The sequence below is a fragment of the Escherichia sp. WS3227_2 genome, from assembly GCF_046486495.1.
In the GTDB taxonomy this organism is placed as follows: domain Bacteria; phylum Pseudomonadota; class Gammaproteobacteria; order Enterobacterales; family Enterobacteriaceae; genus Escherichia; species Escherichia coli.
The window spans coordinates 75,895-90,796 of record NZ_JBJQLG010000006.1 but is presented as its reverse complement, the minus strand read 5'-3'; the positions used below and the strand labels follow the sequence as shown (position 1 = coordinate 90,796).

14 protein-coding genes are annotated in these 14,902 nt (G+C 52.8%); all 14 read left to right on the top strand.

The window, feature by feature from the left end:
* The first annotated feature begins 38 nt into the window (after positions 1-38).
* A complete protein-coding gene (wcaA, locus tag ACJHXB_RS10345; RefSeq protein ID WP_000654487.1) occupies positions 39-878 on the top strand; it encodes a colanic acid biosynthesis glycosyltransferase WcaA in 840 nt (279 codons plus the stop codon).
* A 2-nt stretch (positions 879-880) separates the two neighbouring features.
* Positions 881-1,369: a colanic acid biosynthesis acetyltransferase WcaB gene (wcaB, locus tag ACJHXB_RS10340; protein ID WP_000888714.1), complete on the top strand. Its 489-nt coding sequence runs from the start codon at positions 881-883 to the stop codon at positions 1,367-1,369.
* The gene (gene wcaC / locus ACJHXB_RS10335) at positions 1,366-2,583 is read left to right on the top strand and encodes a colanic acid biosynthesis glycosyltransferase WcaC (RefSeq protein WP_001023893.1); all 1,218 of its coding nucleotides are present in this window, start codon (positions 1,366-1,368) and stop codon (positions 2,581-2,583) included. The genes wcaB and wcaC overlap by 4 nt, the downstream gene beginning before the upstream one ends.
* Positions 2,558-3,775 (top strand): colanic acid polymerase WcaD, encoded by a 1,218-nt coding sequence (gene wcaD, locus ACJHXB_RS10330; RefSeq protein WP_000107839.1) that lies wholly within the window; start codon positions 2,558-2,560, stop codon positions 3,773-3,775. The genes wcaC and wcaD overlap by 26 nt, the downstream gene beginning before the upstream one ends.
* Before the next feature lie 4 nt (positions 3,776-3,779).
* Positions 3,780-4,526 carry a colanic acid biosynthesis glycosyltransferase WcaE gene (gene wcaE / locus ACJHXB_RS10325; RefSeq protein WP_000927011.1) on the top strand — a complete coding sequence of 249 codons (747 nt, stop codon included), beginning with the start codon at positions 3,780-3,782 and terminating at the stop codon, positions 4,524-4,526.
* A 140-nt stretch (positions 4,527-4,666) separates the two neighbouring features.
* Positions 4,667-5,215, top strand: coding sequence for a colanic acid biosynthesis acetyltransferase WcaF (gene wcaF / locus ACJHXB_RS10320; RefSeq protein WP_001153540.1), 549 nt, complete (start codon positions 4,667-4,669; stop codon positions 5,213-5,215).
* 26 nt (positions 5,216-5,241) lie between these two features.
* Complete coding sequence (gmd, locus tag ACJHXB_RS10315) at positions 5,242-6,363, top strand: GDP-mannose 4,6-dehydratase (protein WP_000048190.1); 1,122 nt, start codon at positions 5,242-5,244, stop codon at positions 6,361-6,363.
* Positions 6,364-6,365: 2 nt separating this feature from the next.
* Positions 6,366-7,331 (top strand): GDP-L-fucose synthase, encoded by a 966-nt coding sequence (gene fcl / locus ACJHXB_RS10310; RefSeq protein WP_000043608.1) that lies wholly within the window; start codon positions 6,366-6,368, stop codon positions 7,329-7,331.
* A gap of 2 nt (positions 7,332-7,333) precedes the next feature.
* Positions 7,334-7,813 carry a GDP-mannose mannosyl hydrolase gene (gene gmm / locus ACJHXB_RS10305; RefSeq protein WP_087890961.1) on the top strand — a complete coding sequence of 160 codons (480 nt, stop codon included), beginning with the start codon at positions 7,334-7,336 and terminating at the stop codon, positions 7,811-7,813.
* Positions 7,810-9,033, top strand: a complete 1,224-nt coding sequence (gene wcaI / locus ACJHXB_RS10300; protein WP_087890960.1) for a colanic acid biosynthesis fucosyltransferase WcaI — start codon at positions 7,810-7,812, stop codon at positions 9,031-9,033. The genes gmm and wcaI overlap by 4 nt, the downstream gene beginning before the upstream one ends.
* 2 nt (positions 9,034-9,035) lie before the next feature.
* Positions 9,036-10,472: a mannose-1-phosphate guanyltransferase gene (cpsB, locus tag ACJHXB_RS10295; RefSeq protein WP_083575972.1), complete on the top strand. Its 1,437-nt coding sequence runs from the start codon at positions 9,036-9,038 to the stop codon at positions 10,470-10,472.
* Between the two features lie 101 nt (positions 10,473-10,573).
* Complete coding sequence (cpsG, locus tag ACJHXB_RS10290; RefSeq protein ID WP_087890959.1) at positions 10,574-11,944, top strand: colanic acid biosynthesis phosphomannomutase CpsG; 1,371 nt, start codon at positions 10,574-10,576, stop codon at positions 11,942-11,944.
* Between the two features lie 54 nt (positions 11,945-11,998).
* On the top strand, positions 11,999-13,393 hold the full coding sequence (gene wcaJ, locus ACJHXB_RS10285; protein WP_000183130.1) for an undecaprenyl-phosphate glucose phosphotransferase: 1,395 nt from the start codon (positions 11,999-12,001) through the stop codon (positions 13,391-13,393).
* Between the two features lies 1 nt (position 13,394).
* Positions 13,395-14,873: a colanic acid undecaprenyl disphosphate flippase WzxC gene (gene wzxC, locus ACJHXB_RS10280; protein WP_087890958.1), complete on the top strand. Its 1,479-nt coding sequence runs from the start codon at positions 13,395-13,397 to the stop codon at positions 14,871-14,873.
* Positions 14,874-14,902 lie beyond the last annotated feature (29 nt).

Here is a 14,902-nt window from a genome sequence, read left to right as displayed (position 1 = left end):
AACCGGCAGAACATCTCGACACTCCGGGAGAACAACCTATGAAAGACAATCCGCTGATCTCAATCTATATGCCGACCTGGAACCGCCAACAACTGGCGATTCGGGCGATAAAATCGGTCCTGCGCCAGGACTATAACAACTGGGAGATGATCATCGTGGATGATTGCTCCACCTCCTGGGAACAACTTCAACAGTACGTCACCGCCCTCAACGATCCGCGTATCACTTACATTCACAACGACATTAACAGCGGGGCGTGCGCGGTACGTAACCAGGCGATTATGCTGGCGCAAGGGGAATATATCACCGGGATCGATGATGATGATGAATGGACACCCAACCGTCTGAGCGTCTTCCTCGCCCATAAACAGCAACTGGTCACACACGCCTTTTTGTACGCTAACGACTACGTTTGCCAGGGCGAAGTCTATTCCCAACCGGCAAGTTTGCCACTGTATCCCAAATCGCCGTATTCACGCCGCCTGTTCTACAAACGCAATATCATTGGCAATCAGGTCTTTACCTGGGCGTGGCGTTTCAAAGAGTGTTTGTTCGATACCGAACTGAAAGCGGCACAGGATTACGACATTTTCCTGCGGATGGTGGTGGAGTATGGCGAACCGTGGAAAGTGGAAGAGGCGACGCAGATCCTGCATATCAATCACGGTGAAATGCAGATCACCTCGTCACCGAAAAAATTCTCCGGATACTTCCACTTTTACCGTAAGCACAAAGACAAATTTGACCGCGCCAGCAAAAAATATCAGCTGTTTACCCTCTACCAGATCCGCAATAAACGCATGACCTGGCGCACTTTGCTGACGCTGCTGTCGGTGCGTAACGGCAAACGTCTGGCTGATGGTATTCGGGGGCGCTAAAGATGCTGGAAGATCTGCGCGCCAACAGCTGGAGTTTACGCCCGTGCTGCATGGTTCTTGCCTATCGCGCCGCTCATTTTTGTTCGGTGTGGCGCAAAAAGAACGTCCTCAACAATCTGTGGGCGGCCCCGCTGCTGGTGCTGTATCGCATTATCACCGAATGCTTTTTCGGTTATGAAATCCAGGCTGCCGCGACCATTGGCCGCCGCTTTACTATCCATCACGGTTACGCCGTAGTGATCAATAAAAATGTGGTAGCGGGGGATGATTTTACCATTCGCCACGGCGTCACTATCGGCAATCGTGGTGCCGATAACATGGCATGTCCACACATTGGCAACGGCGTCGAACTCGGTGCCAACGTCATTATTCTTGGTGATATCACGCTTGGTAACAACGTCACCGTGGGCGCGGGCAGCGTGGTGCTCGACTCTGTCCCGGACAACGCGCTGGTGGTGGGAGAAAAAGCGCGAGTGAAGGTAATTAAATGAATATTCTGCAATTTAATGTACGACTGGCGGAAGGCGGGGCGGCAGGTGTGGCGTTAGATCTCCACCAGCGTGCGCTGCAACAGGGGCTGGCGTCACATTTTGTCTACGGCTACGGCAAAGGCGGCAAAGAGAGCGTCAGCCATCAAAACTATCCGCAGGTCATCAAACATACGCCGCGGATGACCGCAATGGCGAATATTGCCCTGTTTCGTCTGTTTAATCGCGATCTGTTCGGCAATTTCAATGAGTTATATCGCACCATTACTCGCACACCGGGTCCGGTGGTCCTGCATTTTCATGTGCTGCACAGCTACTGGCTAAATCTTAAGAGCGTGGTGCGCTTTTGCGAAAAGGTGAAAAACCACAAACCGGATGTCACTCTGGTCTGGACGCTGCACGATCACTGGAGCGTTACCGGACGCTGCGCCTTTACCGACGGTTGTGAAGGCTGGAAAAAGGGCTGCCAGAAATGCCCGACCTTAAATAATTATCCGCCGGTGAAGATTGATCGCGCACACCAGCTGGTGGCGGGCAAACGCCAGTTATTCCGTGAGATGCTGGCGCTGGGCTGTCAGTTTATTTCCCCCAGCCAGCATGTGGCTGATGCTTTCAATAGTCTGTACGGTCCAGGGCGTTGCCGGATTATCAATAATGGCATTGATATGGCAACCGAAGCGATTCTGGCGGACTTGCCTCCGGTGCGCGAAACCCAGGGCAAGCCGAAAATCGCGGTGGTGGCGCATGACCTGCGTTACGACGGCAAGACTAACCAGCAACTGGTGCGCGAGATGATGGCGCTGGGCGACAAAATCGAACTGCATACCTTCGGTAAGTTCTCGCCGTTCACCGCTGGTAATGTTGTCAATCACGGCTTTGAAACCGACAAGCGCAAGTTGATGAGCGCGCTCAATCAGATGGATGCGCTGGTGTTCAGTTCTCGCGTCGATAACTACCCGCTGATTTTGTGTGAGGCGCTATCGATTGGCGTGCCGGTGATTGCTACCCATAGCGACGCAGCGCGGGAAGTGCTGCAAAAATCCGGCGGTAAAACCGTCAGCGAAGAAGACGTGCTGCAACTGGTGCAGTTAAGCAAACCGGAAATCGCGCAGGCGATATTTAGTACCACGCTGGCTGAGTTCAGCCAGCGCAGCCGCGCCGCCTACAGTGGACAACAGATGCTGGAGGAGTATGTCAACTTCTATCAGAATCTGTAGCTACCTGCTGCTGCCGCTGATCTACCTGCTGGTTAACGTCAAAATCGCCCAGCTTGGCGAAAGTTTCCCCATCACCATCGTCACTTTTTTACCTGTCTTGTTACTGCTGTTTTTAGAACGCATCAGCGTTAAAAAATTGATGATTGCCTTAGGGAGTGGCGCGGGACTCACGGCGTTTAACTACCTGTTTGGTCAGTCGTTGGATGCCAGTAAATACGTCACTTCAACCATGCTGTTTGTCTATATTGTGATCATTATTGGCATGGTGTGGAGTATTCGTTTTAAAACGATTTCGCCACACAACCATCGCAAGATATTACGTTTCTTTTATCTGGTGGTCGGGCTGGTGGTGGCGCTGGCGGCGGTGGAGATGGCGCAAATTATCCTCACCGGTGGCAGCAGTATTATGGAGTCGATTTCGAAATATCTGATTTACAGCAACAGCTATGTGCTGAATTTCATTAAATTCGGCGGTAAGCGCACGACAGCACTTTATTTCGAACCGGCATTTTTCGCTCTGGCATTAATCTCAATTTGGCTCAGCATCAAACAGTTTGGTATCAAAACGCCTAAAACAGATGCTATGATTCTCGCAGGGATAATATTATCCGGATCGTTTTCAGGGGTTATGACCTTTATCCTGTTTTATTTGCTGGAGTGGGCATTTCAATATCTGAATAAAGAGGCGATTAAGAAAAAGTTACCGTTAGCATTGATTTCTCTGGCTGTATTCCTGGTTGGTGTGGTAATTGCATTTCCTTATATTTCCACCCGTCTGGGCGATTTAGGTACGGAAGGATCGTCATCGTATTATCGTATTGTCGGTCCGCTGGTGATGGTCGGTTATTCTTTGACCCATATTGACGGTGTAGTCAGATTTGGCTCACTTTATGAATATGTCGCATCATTCGGAATATTTAACGGTGCGGATGTCGGAAAAACCATAGACAATGGTTTGTATCTGCTGATTATTTATTTTTCCTGGTTCGCGGTGTTTTTATCACTGTGGTACATGGGGAAAGTGATAAAAATGATGATCAACGCTTTTGGTGATAACCGCAATTTTCGCGTGCAATTATATCTTTTTACTCCGGTATCGCTGTTTTTTACCGGTTCGATATTTAGCCCGGAATATGCATTTTTAATCGTCTGTCCGTTTATTTTGCGAAAAGCGTTAAATATTACGAGGTAAGAACATGTTGCTTAGCATAATCACTGTCGCGTTTCGTAACCTCGCAGGGATAGTCAAAACACATGCCTCGCTGGCGCATCTGGCGCAGGCGGACGATATCAGCTTCGAATGGATTGTTGTCGATGGCGGTTCCAATGACGGCACCCGTGAGTACCTGGAAAATCTCAATGGTATCTATAACCTACGCTTTGTCAGCGAGCCAGATAACGGTATCTACGACGCCATGAACAAAGGCATTGCGATGGCACAAGGCAAGTTCGCGTTGTTTCTCAACTCGGGCGATATTTTTCATCAGGATGCCGCAAATTTTGTCCGTAAGTTAAAAATGCAAAAAGATAACGTGATGATCACCGGCGATGCGCTGCTGGATTTTGGCGACGGGCATAAAATTAAGCGTAGTGCCAAACCGGGTTGGTATATTTATCACAGCCTGCCCGCCAGTCATCAGGCGATATTTTTCCCGGTATCCGGCTTGAAAAAATGGCGTTATGACCTGGAATATAAAGTTTCGTCCGACTACGCGCTGGCGGCCAAAATGTATAAAGCCGGTTATGCATTTAAAAAACTCAATGGCCTGGTGTCTGAATTTTCCATGGGTGGGGTATCTACCACCAATAATATGGAATTGTGTGCTGACGCCAAAAAAGTCCAACGTCAAATATTACATGTGCCTGGCTTCTGGGCAGAATTATCCTGGCATTTACGCCAGCGTACTACCTCAAAGACGAAAGCCTTATATAACAAAAGCTGAATATACTCGTCATACTTCAAGTTGCATGTGCTGCGGATGCGTTCGTTCACCCCAGTCACTTACTTATGTAAGCTCCTGGGGATTCACTCTCTTGCCGCCTTCCTGCAACTCGAATTATTTAGAGTACATAAGGAAGACCAATGCAAGATTTAAGCGGTTTCTCGGTGCCGAAAGGGTTCCGGGGCGGCAAAGCTATTAAAGTGCAGTTGTGGTGGGCGGTACAGGCAACAATATTTGCCTGGTCGCCACAAGTATTGTATAGCTGGCGGGCATTTTTATTACGTTTATTCGGCGCAAAAATAGGAAAAAACGTAGTTATTCGTCCGTCAGTAAAAATTACCTATCCGTGGAAATTAACCTTAGGTGATTACGCGTGGGTCGGCGATGACGTCAATTTATATACCCTCGGTGAAATAACCATTGGCGCACATTCGGTGATATCGCAAAAAAGTTATTTATGCACCGGGAGCCACGACCATGCAAGTCAACATTTCACCATTAACGCCACGCCTATTGTGATTGGCGAGAAATGCTGGCTGGCAACCGATGTCTTTGTTGCCCCTGGCGTCACGATTGGCGACGGCACCGTCGTGGGTGCACGAAGCAGTGTTTTTAAATCGCTTCCGGCAAATGTGGTTTGCCGGGGGAATCCCGCAGTGGTGATACGCGAACGCGTTGAAACTGAATAAATTCAAAAAATACAGAGGAATAAGACATGTCAAAAGTCGCTCTCATCACCGGTGTAACCGGACAAGACGGTTCTTACCTGGCAGAGTTTCTGCTGGAAAAAGGTTACGAGGTGCATGGTATTAAGCGTCGCGCATCGTCATTCAACACCGAGCGCGTGGATCACATTTATCAGGATCCGCACACCTGCAACCCGAAATTCCATCTGCATTATGGCGACCTGAGTGATACCTCCAACCTGACGCGCATTTTGCGTGAAGTGCAACCGGATGAAGTGTACAACCTGGGGGCAATGAGCCACGTTGCGGTTTCTTTTGAGTCACCGGAATATACCGCAGACGTTGATGCGATGGGTACACTGCGCCTGCTGGAGGCGATCCGCTTCCTCGGTCTGGAAAAGAAAACCCGTTTTTATCAGGCTTCCACCTCTGAACTGTACGGTCTGGTGCAGGAAATTCCGCAGAAAGAAACCACGCCGTTCTATCCACGCTCTCCGTATGCGGTCGCCAAACTGTATGCCTACTGGATCACCGTTAACTACCGCGAATCCTACGGCATGTATGCCTGTAACGGTATTCTCTTCAACCATGAATCCCCGCGCCGCGGCGAAACCTTCGTTACCCGCAAAATCACCCGCGCAATCGCCAACATCGCTCAGGGGCTGGAGTCGTGCCTGTACCTCGGCAATATGGATTCCCTGCGCGACTGGGGCCATGCCAAAGACTACGTAAAAATGCAGTGGATGATGCTGCAACAGGAACAGCCGGAAGATTTCGTTATCGCGACCGGCGTTCAGTACTCCGTGCGTCAGTTCGTGGAAATGGCGGCAGCACAGCTGGGTATCAAACTGCGCTTTGAAGGCACGGGCGTTGAAGAGAAGGGCATTGTGGTTTCCGTCACCGGGCATGACGCGCCAGGCGTTAAACCGGGCGATGTGATTATCGCCGTTGATCCGCGCTACTTCCGTCCGGCTGAAGTTGAAACGCTGCTCGGTGACCCGACCAAAGCGCACGAAAAACTGGGCTGGAAACCGGAAATCACCCTCAGAGAGATGGTGTCTGAAATGGTGGCTAATGACCTCGAAGCGGCGAAAAAACACTCTCTGCTGAAATCTCACGGCTACGACGTGGCGATCGCGCTGGAGTCATAAGCATGAGTAAACAACGCATTTTTATTGCTGGCCATCGCGGGATGGTCGGTTCCGCCATCAGGCGGCAGCTCGAACAGCGCGGTGATGTAGAGCTGGTATTACGCACCCGCGATGAACTGAACCTGCTGGACAGCCGCGCCGTGCATGATTTCTTTGCCAGCGAACGTATTGACCAGGTCTATCTGGCGGCGGCGAAAGTGGGCGGCATTGTTGCCAACAACACCTATCCGGCGGATTTCATCTACCAGAACATGATGATTGAGAGCAACATCATTCACGCCGCGCATCAGAACGACGTGAACAAACTGCTGTTTCTCGGATCGTCCTGTATCTACCCGAAACTGGCAAAACAGCCGATGGCAGAAAGCGAGTTATTGCAGGGTACGCTGGAGCCGACCAACGAGCCTTACGCCATTGCCAAAATCGCCGGGATCAAACTGTGCGAATCTTACAACCGCCAGTACGGACGCGATTACCGCTCAGTCATGCCGACCAACCTGTATGGCCCGCATGACAACTTCCACCCGAGTAATTCGCATGTGATCCCTGCATTGCTGCGTCGCTTCCACGAGGCGACGGCACAGAATGCACCGGACGTGGTGGTATGGGGCAGCGGTACACCGATGCGTGAATTCCTGCACGTCGATGATATGGCGGCGGCGAGCATTCATGTCATGGAGCTGGCGCATGAAGTCTGGCTGGAGAACACCCAGCCGATGCTGTCGCACATTAACGTCGGCACGGGCGTTGACTGCACTATCCGCGAGCTGGCTCAAACCATCGCCAAAGTGGTGGGTTACAAAGGTCGGGTGGTTTTTGATGCCAGCAAACCGGATGGTACGCCGCGCAAACTGCTGGATGTGACGCGCCTGCATCAGCTTGGCTGGTATCACGAAATCTCACTGGAAGCGGGGCTTGCCAGCACTTACCAGTGGTTCCTTCAGAATCAAGACCGCTTTCGGGGGTAATGATGTTTTTACGTCAGGAAGACTTTGCCACGGTAGTGCGCTCCACACCGCTTGTCTCTCTCGACTTTATTGTCGAGAACAGTCGCGGCGAGTTTCTGCTTGGCAAAAGAACCAACCGCCCGGCGCAGGGTTACTGGTTTGTGCCGGGAGGGCGCGTGCAGAAAGACGAAACGCTGGAAGCCGCATTTGAGCGGCTGACGATGGCGGAACTGGGGCTGCGTCTGCCGATAACAGCAGGCCAGTTTTACGGTGTCTGGCAGCACTTTTATGACGATAACTTCTCCGGCACGGATTTCACCACTCACTATGTGGTGCTCGGTTTTCGCTTCAGAGTCGCGGAAGAAGAGCTGTTACTGCCAGATGAGCAGCATGACGATTACCGCTGGCTGACGCCGGGCGCACTGCTCGCCAGTGACAATGTTCACGCTAACAGCCGCGCCTATTTTCTCGCTGAGAAGCGTGCCGGAGTACCCGGATTATGAAAATACTGGTCTACGGCATTAACTACTCGCCGGAGTTAACCGGCATCGGCAAGTACACCGGAGAGATGGTGGAATGGCTGGCGGCACAAGGTCATGAGGTGCGGGTTATTACCGCACCGCCTTACTATCCGCAGTGGCAGGTGGGCGAGAACTATTCTGCCTGGCGGTACAAACGAGAAGAGGGGGCCGCCACGGTGTGGCGCTGCCCGCTGTACGTGCCAAAACAGCCGAGCACCCTGAAACGCCTGTTGCATCTCGGCAGTTTTGCCGTCAGCAGTTTTTTCCCGTTGATGGCGCAACGTCGCTGGAAGCCGGATCGCATTATCGGCGTAGTGCCAACGCTGTTTTGCACGCCGGGAATGCGCCTTCTGGCGAAGCTCTCTGGTGCGCGTACCGTGCTGCATATTCAGGATTACGAAGTGGACGCCATGCTGGGGCTGGGCCTTGCCGGAAAAGGCAAAGGCGGCAAAGTGGCTCAGCTGGCAACGGCGTTCGAACGTAGCGGACTGCATAACGTCGATAACGTCTCCACGATTTCGCGTTCGATGATGAATAAAGCTGTCGAAAAAGGCGTGGCGGCGGAAAACGTCATCTTCTTCCCCAACTGGTCGGAAATCGCCCGTTTTCAACATGTTGCAGACGCCGATGTTGATGCCCTTCGTAACCAGCTTGGTCTGCCGGATAACAAAAAAATCATTCTTTACTCCGGCAATATTGGTGAAAAGCAGGGGCTGGAAAACGTTATTGAAGCTGCCGATCGCCTGCGCGATGAACCGCTGATTTTTGCCATTGTCGGGCAGGGCGGCGGCAAAGCGCGGCTTGAAAAAATTGCGCAGCAGCGTGGACTGCACAACATGCAATTTTTTCCGCTGCAATCGTATGACGCTTTACCCGCACTGCTGAAGATGGGCGATTGCCATCTGGTGGTGCAAAAACGCGGCGCGGCAGATGCCGTATTGCCGTCGAAACTGACCAATATTCTGGCAGTAGGCGGTAACGCGGTGATTACCGCAGAAGCCCACACAGAACTGGGGCAGCTTTGCGAAACCTTTCCGGGCATTGCAGTTTGCGTAGAACCGGAATCGGTCGAGGCGCTGGTGGCGGGGATCCGTCAGGCGCTCCTGCTGCCCAAACACAACACGGTGGCACGTGAATATGCCGAACGCACGCTCGATAAAGAGAACGTGTTACGTCAATTTATAAATGATATTCGGGGATAATTATGGCGCAGTCGAAACTCTATCCAGTTGTGATGGCAGGTGGCTCCGGTAGCCGCTTATGGCCGCTTTCCCGCGTACTTTATCCCAAGCAGTTTTTATGCCTGAAAGGCGATCTCACCATGCTGCAAACCACCATCTGCCGCCTGAACGGCGTGGAGTGCGAAAGCCCTGTGGTGATTTGCAATGAGCAGCACCGCTTTATTGTCGCGGAACAGCTGCGTCAACTGAACAAACTCACCGAGAACATTATTCTCGAACCGGCAGGGCGTAACACTGCACCGGCCATTGCGCTGGCGGCGCTGGCGGCAAAACGTCATAGCCCGGAAAACGACCCATTAATGCTGGTGCTGGCGGCGGATCATGTGATTGCCGATGAAGACGCATTCCGCGCCGCCGTGCGTAATGCTATGCCATATGCCGAAGCGGGCAAGCTGGTGACCTTCGGCATTGTGCCGGATCTACCTGAAACCGGATATGGCTATATTCGTCGCGGTGAAGTATCTGCGGGTGAGCAGGATACGGTGGCCTTTGAAGTGGCGCAGTTTGTCGAAAAACCGAATCTGGAAACCGCTCAGGCCTATGTGGCAAGCGGCGAATATTACTGGAACAGCGGTATGTTCCTGTTCCGCGCCGGACGCTATCTCGAAGAACTGAAAAAATATCGCCCGGATATTCTCGACGCCTGTGAAAAAGCGATGAGCGCCATCGATCCGGATCTCGATTTTATTCGTGTGGATGAAGAAGCGTTTCTCGCCTGCCCGGAAGAGTCGGTGGATTACGCAGTCATGGAACGTACGGCAGATGCTGTTGTGGTGCCGATGGATGCGGGCTGGAGCGATGTCGGTTCCTGGTCCTCTTTATGGGAGATCAGCGCCCACACCGCCGAGGGCAACGTTTGCCACGGCGATGTGATTAATCACAAAACTGAAAACAGCTATGTGTATGCCGAATCTGGCCTGGTCACCACCGTCGGGGTGAAAGATTTGGTGGTAGTGCAGACCAAAGATGCGGTGCTGATTGCTGACCGTAACGCGGTGCAGGATGTGAAAAAAGTGGTCGAGCAGATCAAAGCCGATGGTCGCCATGAGCATCGGGTGCATCGCGAAGTGTATCGTCCGTGGGGCAAATATGACTCTATCGACGCGGGCGACCGCTACCAGGTGAAACGCATCACCGTGAAACCGGGCGAAGGCTTGTCGGTACAGATGCACCATCACCGCGCGGAACACTGGGTAGTGGTCGCGGGAACGGCAAAAGTCACTATCGACGGTGATATCAAACTGCTTGGTGAAAACGAGTCCATTTATATTCCGCTGGGGGCGACGCACTGCCTGGAAAACCCGGGGAAAATTCCGCTCGATTTAATTGAAGTGCGCTCCGGGTCTTACCTCGAAGAGGATGATGTGGTGCGCTTCGCGGATCGCTACGGACGGGTGTAGCAGTTGCATAATCAACCGGATTAATTCTCCGGTAAATAACGACAAAAACAAAATTGGCCGTTTCGGTCAGGGCCAACTATTGCCTGAAAAAGGGTAACGATATGAGAAAATTAACCTGCTTTAAAGCCTATGATATTCGCGGAAAATTAGGCGAAGAACTGAATGAAGATATCGCCTGGCGCATTGGTCGCGCCTATGGCGAATTTCTCAAACCGAAAACCATTGTTTTAGGCGGTGATGTCCGCCTCACCAGCGAAACCTTAAAACTGGCGCTGGCGAAAGGTTTACAGGATGCGGGCGTCGATGTGCTGGATATCGGTATGTCCGGCACCGAAGAGATCTATTTCGCCACGTTCCATCTCGGCGTGGATGGAGGCATCGAAGTTACCGCCAGCCATAATCCGATGGATTACAACGGCATGAAACTGGTACGCGAAGGGGCTCGCCCGATCAGCGGCGATACCGGACTGCGCGACGTCCAGCGTCTGGCTGAAGCCAACGACTTTCCCCCCGTCGATGAAACCAAACGCGGTCGCTATCAGCAAATCAACCTGCGTGATGCATACGTTGATCACCTGTTCGGTTATATCAACGTCAAAAACCTCACGCCGCTCAAGCTGGTGATCAACTCCGGGAATGGCGCAGCGGGTCCGGTAGTGGACGCCATTGAAGCCCACTTTAACGCCCTCGGCGCACCGGTGGAATTCATCAAAGTGCACAACACGCCGGACGGCAATTTCCCCAACGGTATTCCTAACCCGCTGCTGCCGGAATGTCGCGATGACACCCGCAATGCGGTCATCAAACACGGCGCGGATATGGGCATTGCCTTTGATGGCGATTTTGACCGCTGTTTTCTGTTTGACGAAAAAGGGCAGTTTATCGAGGGCTACTACATTGTCGGCCTGCTGGCAGAAGCGTTCCTCGAAAAAAATCCCGGCGCGAAGATCATCCACGATCCGCGTCTCTCCTGGAATACCGTTGATGTGGTGACTGCCGCAGGCGGCACCCCGGTAATGTCGAAAACCGGACACGCCTTTATTAAAGAACGTATGCGCAAGGAAGACGCTATCTACGGTGGCGAAATGAGCGCCCACCATTACTTCCGTGATTTCGCTTACTGCGACAGCGGCATGATCCCGTGGCTGCTGGTCGCCGAACTGGTGTGCCTGAAAGGAAAAACGCTGGGCGAACTGGTGCGCGACCGGATGTCAGCGTTTCCGGCAAGCGGTGAGATCAACAGCAAACTGGCGCACCCCGTTGAGGCGATTAACCGCGTGGAACAGCACTTTAGCCGCGAGGCGCTGGCGGTGGATCGTACCGATGGCATCAGCATGACCTTTGCCGACTGGCGCTTTAATCTGCGCTCCTCCAACACCGAACCGGTGGTGCGGTTGAATGTGGAATCACGCGGTGATGTGCCGCTGATGGAAGCGCGAACGCGAACTCTGCTGACGTTGCTGAACGAGTAATGTCGGATCTTCCCTTACCCCACTGCGGGTAAGGGGCTAATAACAGGAACAACGATGACAAATCTAAAAAAGCGCGAGCGAGCGAAAACCAATGCATCGTTAATCTCTATGGTGCAACGCTTTTCAGATATCACCATCATGTTTGCCGGGCTATGGCTGGTTTGCGAAGTCAGCGGACTGTCATTCCTCTACATGCACCTGTTGGTGGCGCTGATTACGCTGGTGGTGTTCCAGATGCTGGGCGGCATCACCGATTTTTATCGCTCATGGCGCGGTGTTCGGGCAGCGACAGAATTTGCCCTGCTGCTACAAAACTGGACCTTAAGCGTGATTTTCAGCGCCGGACTGGTGGCGTTCAACAATGATTTCGACACGCAACTGAAAATCTGGCTGGCGTGGTATGGGCTGACCAGCATCGGACTGGTGGTTTGCCGTTCATGTATTCGCATTGGCGCGGGCTGGCTGCGTAATCATGGCTATAACAAGCGGATGGTCGCGGTGGCGGGGGATTTAGCCGCCGGACAAATGCTGATGGAGAGCTTCCGTAATCAGCCGTGGTTAGGGTTTGAAGTTGTGGGCGTTTACCACGACCCGAAACCGGGCGGCGTTTCTAACGACTGGGCGGGTAACTTGCAACAGCTGGTCGAGGATGCAAAAGCGGGCAAGATTCATAACGTCTATATCGCGATGCAAATGTGCGACGGCGCGCGAGTGAAAAAACTGGTCCATCAATTGGCGGACACCACCTGTTCGGTGCTGCTGATCCCCGATGTCTTTACCTTCAACATTCTCCATTCACGTCTTGAAGAGATGAACGGCGTTCCGGTGGTGCCGCTTTACGACACGCCGCTTTCCGGGGTTAACCGCCTGCTCAAACGTGCGGAAGACATTGTGCTGGCGACGCTTATCCTGCTGCTGATCTCCCCGGTGCTGTGCTGCATTGCGCTGGCGGTGAAACTGAGCTCACCTGGGCCGGTTATTTTCCGCCAGACTCGCTACGGCATGGATGGCAAGCCGATCAAAGTGTGGAAGTTCCGTTCCATGAAAGTGATGGAGAACGACAAAGTGGTGACCCAGGCGACGCAGAACGATCCGCGCGTCACCAAAGTGGGGAACTTTCTGCGCCGCACCTCGCTGGATGAACTGCCGCAGTTTATCAATGTGCTGACCGGGGGGATGTCGATTGTGGGTCCACGTCCGCACGCGGTGGCGCATAACGAACAGTATCGCCAGCTCATTGAAGGCTACATGCTGCGCCATAAAGTGAAACCGGGCATTACCGGCTGGGCGCAGATTAATGGCTGGCGCGGCGAAACCGACACGCTGGAGAAAATGGAAAAACGCGTCGAGTTCGACCTTGAGTACATCCGCGAATGGAGCGTCTGGTTCGATATCAAAATCGTTTTCCTGACGGTGTTCAAGGGCTTCGTTAACAAAGCGGCATATTGATATGAGCTTACGTGAAAAAACCATCAGCGGCGCGAAGTGGTCGGCGATTGCCACGGTGATCATCATCGGCCTCGGGCTGGTACAGATGACCGTGCTGGCGCGGATTATCGACAACCACCAGTTCGGCCTGCTGACTGTGTCGCTGGTGATTATCGCGCTGGCAGATACGCTTTCTGACTTCGGTATCGCTAACTCGATTATTCAGCGAAAAGAAATCAGCCACCTTGAACTCACCACGTTGTACTGGCTGAACGTCGGGCTGGGGCTTGTGGTGTGCGTGGCGGTGTTTTTGTTGAGTGATCTCATTGGTGACGTGCTGAATAACCCGGACCTGGCACCGTTGATTAAAACATTGTCGCTGGCGTTTGTGGTGATCCCCCACGGGCAACAGTTCCGCGCGTTGATGCAGAAGGAGCTGGAGTTCAACAAAATCGGCATGATCGAAACCAGCGCGGTACTGGCGGGCTTTACTTTTACGGTGGTTTGCGCCCATTTCTGGCCGCTGGCGATGACCGCGATCCTCGGTTATCTGGTCAATAGTGCGGTAAGAACGCTGCTGTTTGGCTACTTTGGTCGCAAAATTTATCGCCCCGGTCTGCATTTCTCGCTGGCGTCGGTGGCACCAAACTTACGCTTTGGTGCCTGGCTGACGGCGGACAGCATCATCAACTATCTCAACACCAACCTTTCAACGCTTGTGCTGGCACGTATTCTCGGCGCGGGCGTGGCAGGGGGATACAACCTGGCGTACAACGTGGCAGTTGTGCCGCCGATGAAACTGAACCCCATCATCACCCGCGTGTTGTTTCCGGCATTTGCCAAAATTCAGGACGACACCGAAAAGCTGCGCGTTAACTTCTACAAGCTGCTGTCGGTGGTGGGGATTATCAACTTTCCGGCGCTGCTGGGGCTGATGGTGGTGTCGAATAACTTTGTACCGCTGGTATTTGGCGAAAAGTGGAGCAGCATTATTCCGGTGCTGCAATTGCTGTGTGTGGTGGGGCTACTGCGCTCCGTGGGTAACCCGATTGGTTCGCTGCTGATGGCGAAAGCGCGGGTCGATATCAGCTTTAAATTCAACGTATTCAAAACCTTTCTGTTTATTCCGGCGATTGTTATTGGTGGGCAGATGGCGGGCGCAATCGGCGTCACGCTTGGCTTCCTGCTGGTGCAGATTATCAACACCATTCTGAGTTACTTCGTGATGATTAAACCGGTTCTTGGTTTCAGTTATCGCCAGTACATCCTGAGTTTATGGCTGCCGTTTTATCTCTCGCTGCCGACGCTGTTGGTCAGTTATGCGCTGGGCATTGTGCTGAAAGGGCAACTGGCGCTGGGGATGCTGCTGGCGGTGCAAATAGCCGCAGGCGTGCTGGCGTTTGTGGTGATGATTGTGCTGTCGCGCCATCCGCTGGTGGTGGAAGTGAAGCGTCAGTTTTGTCGCAGCGAAAAAATGAAAATGCTTTTACGGGCGGGGTGAATGGCTATCCCCGTAAGGTCGTGCGCATT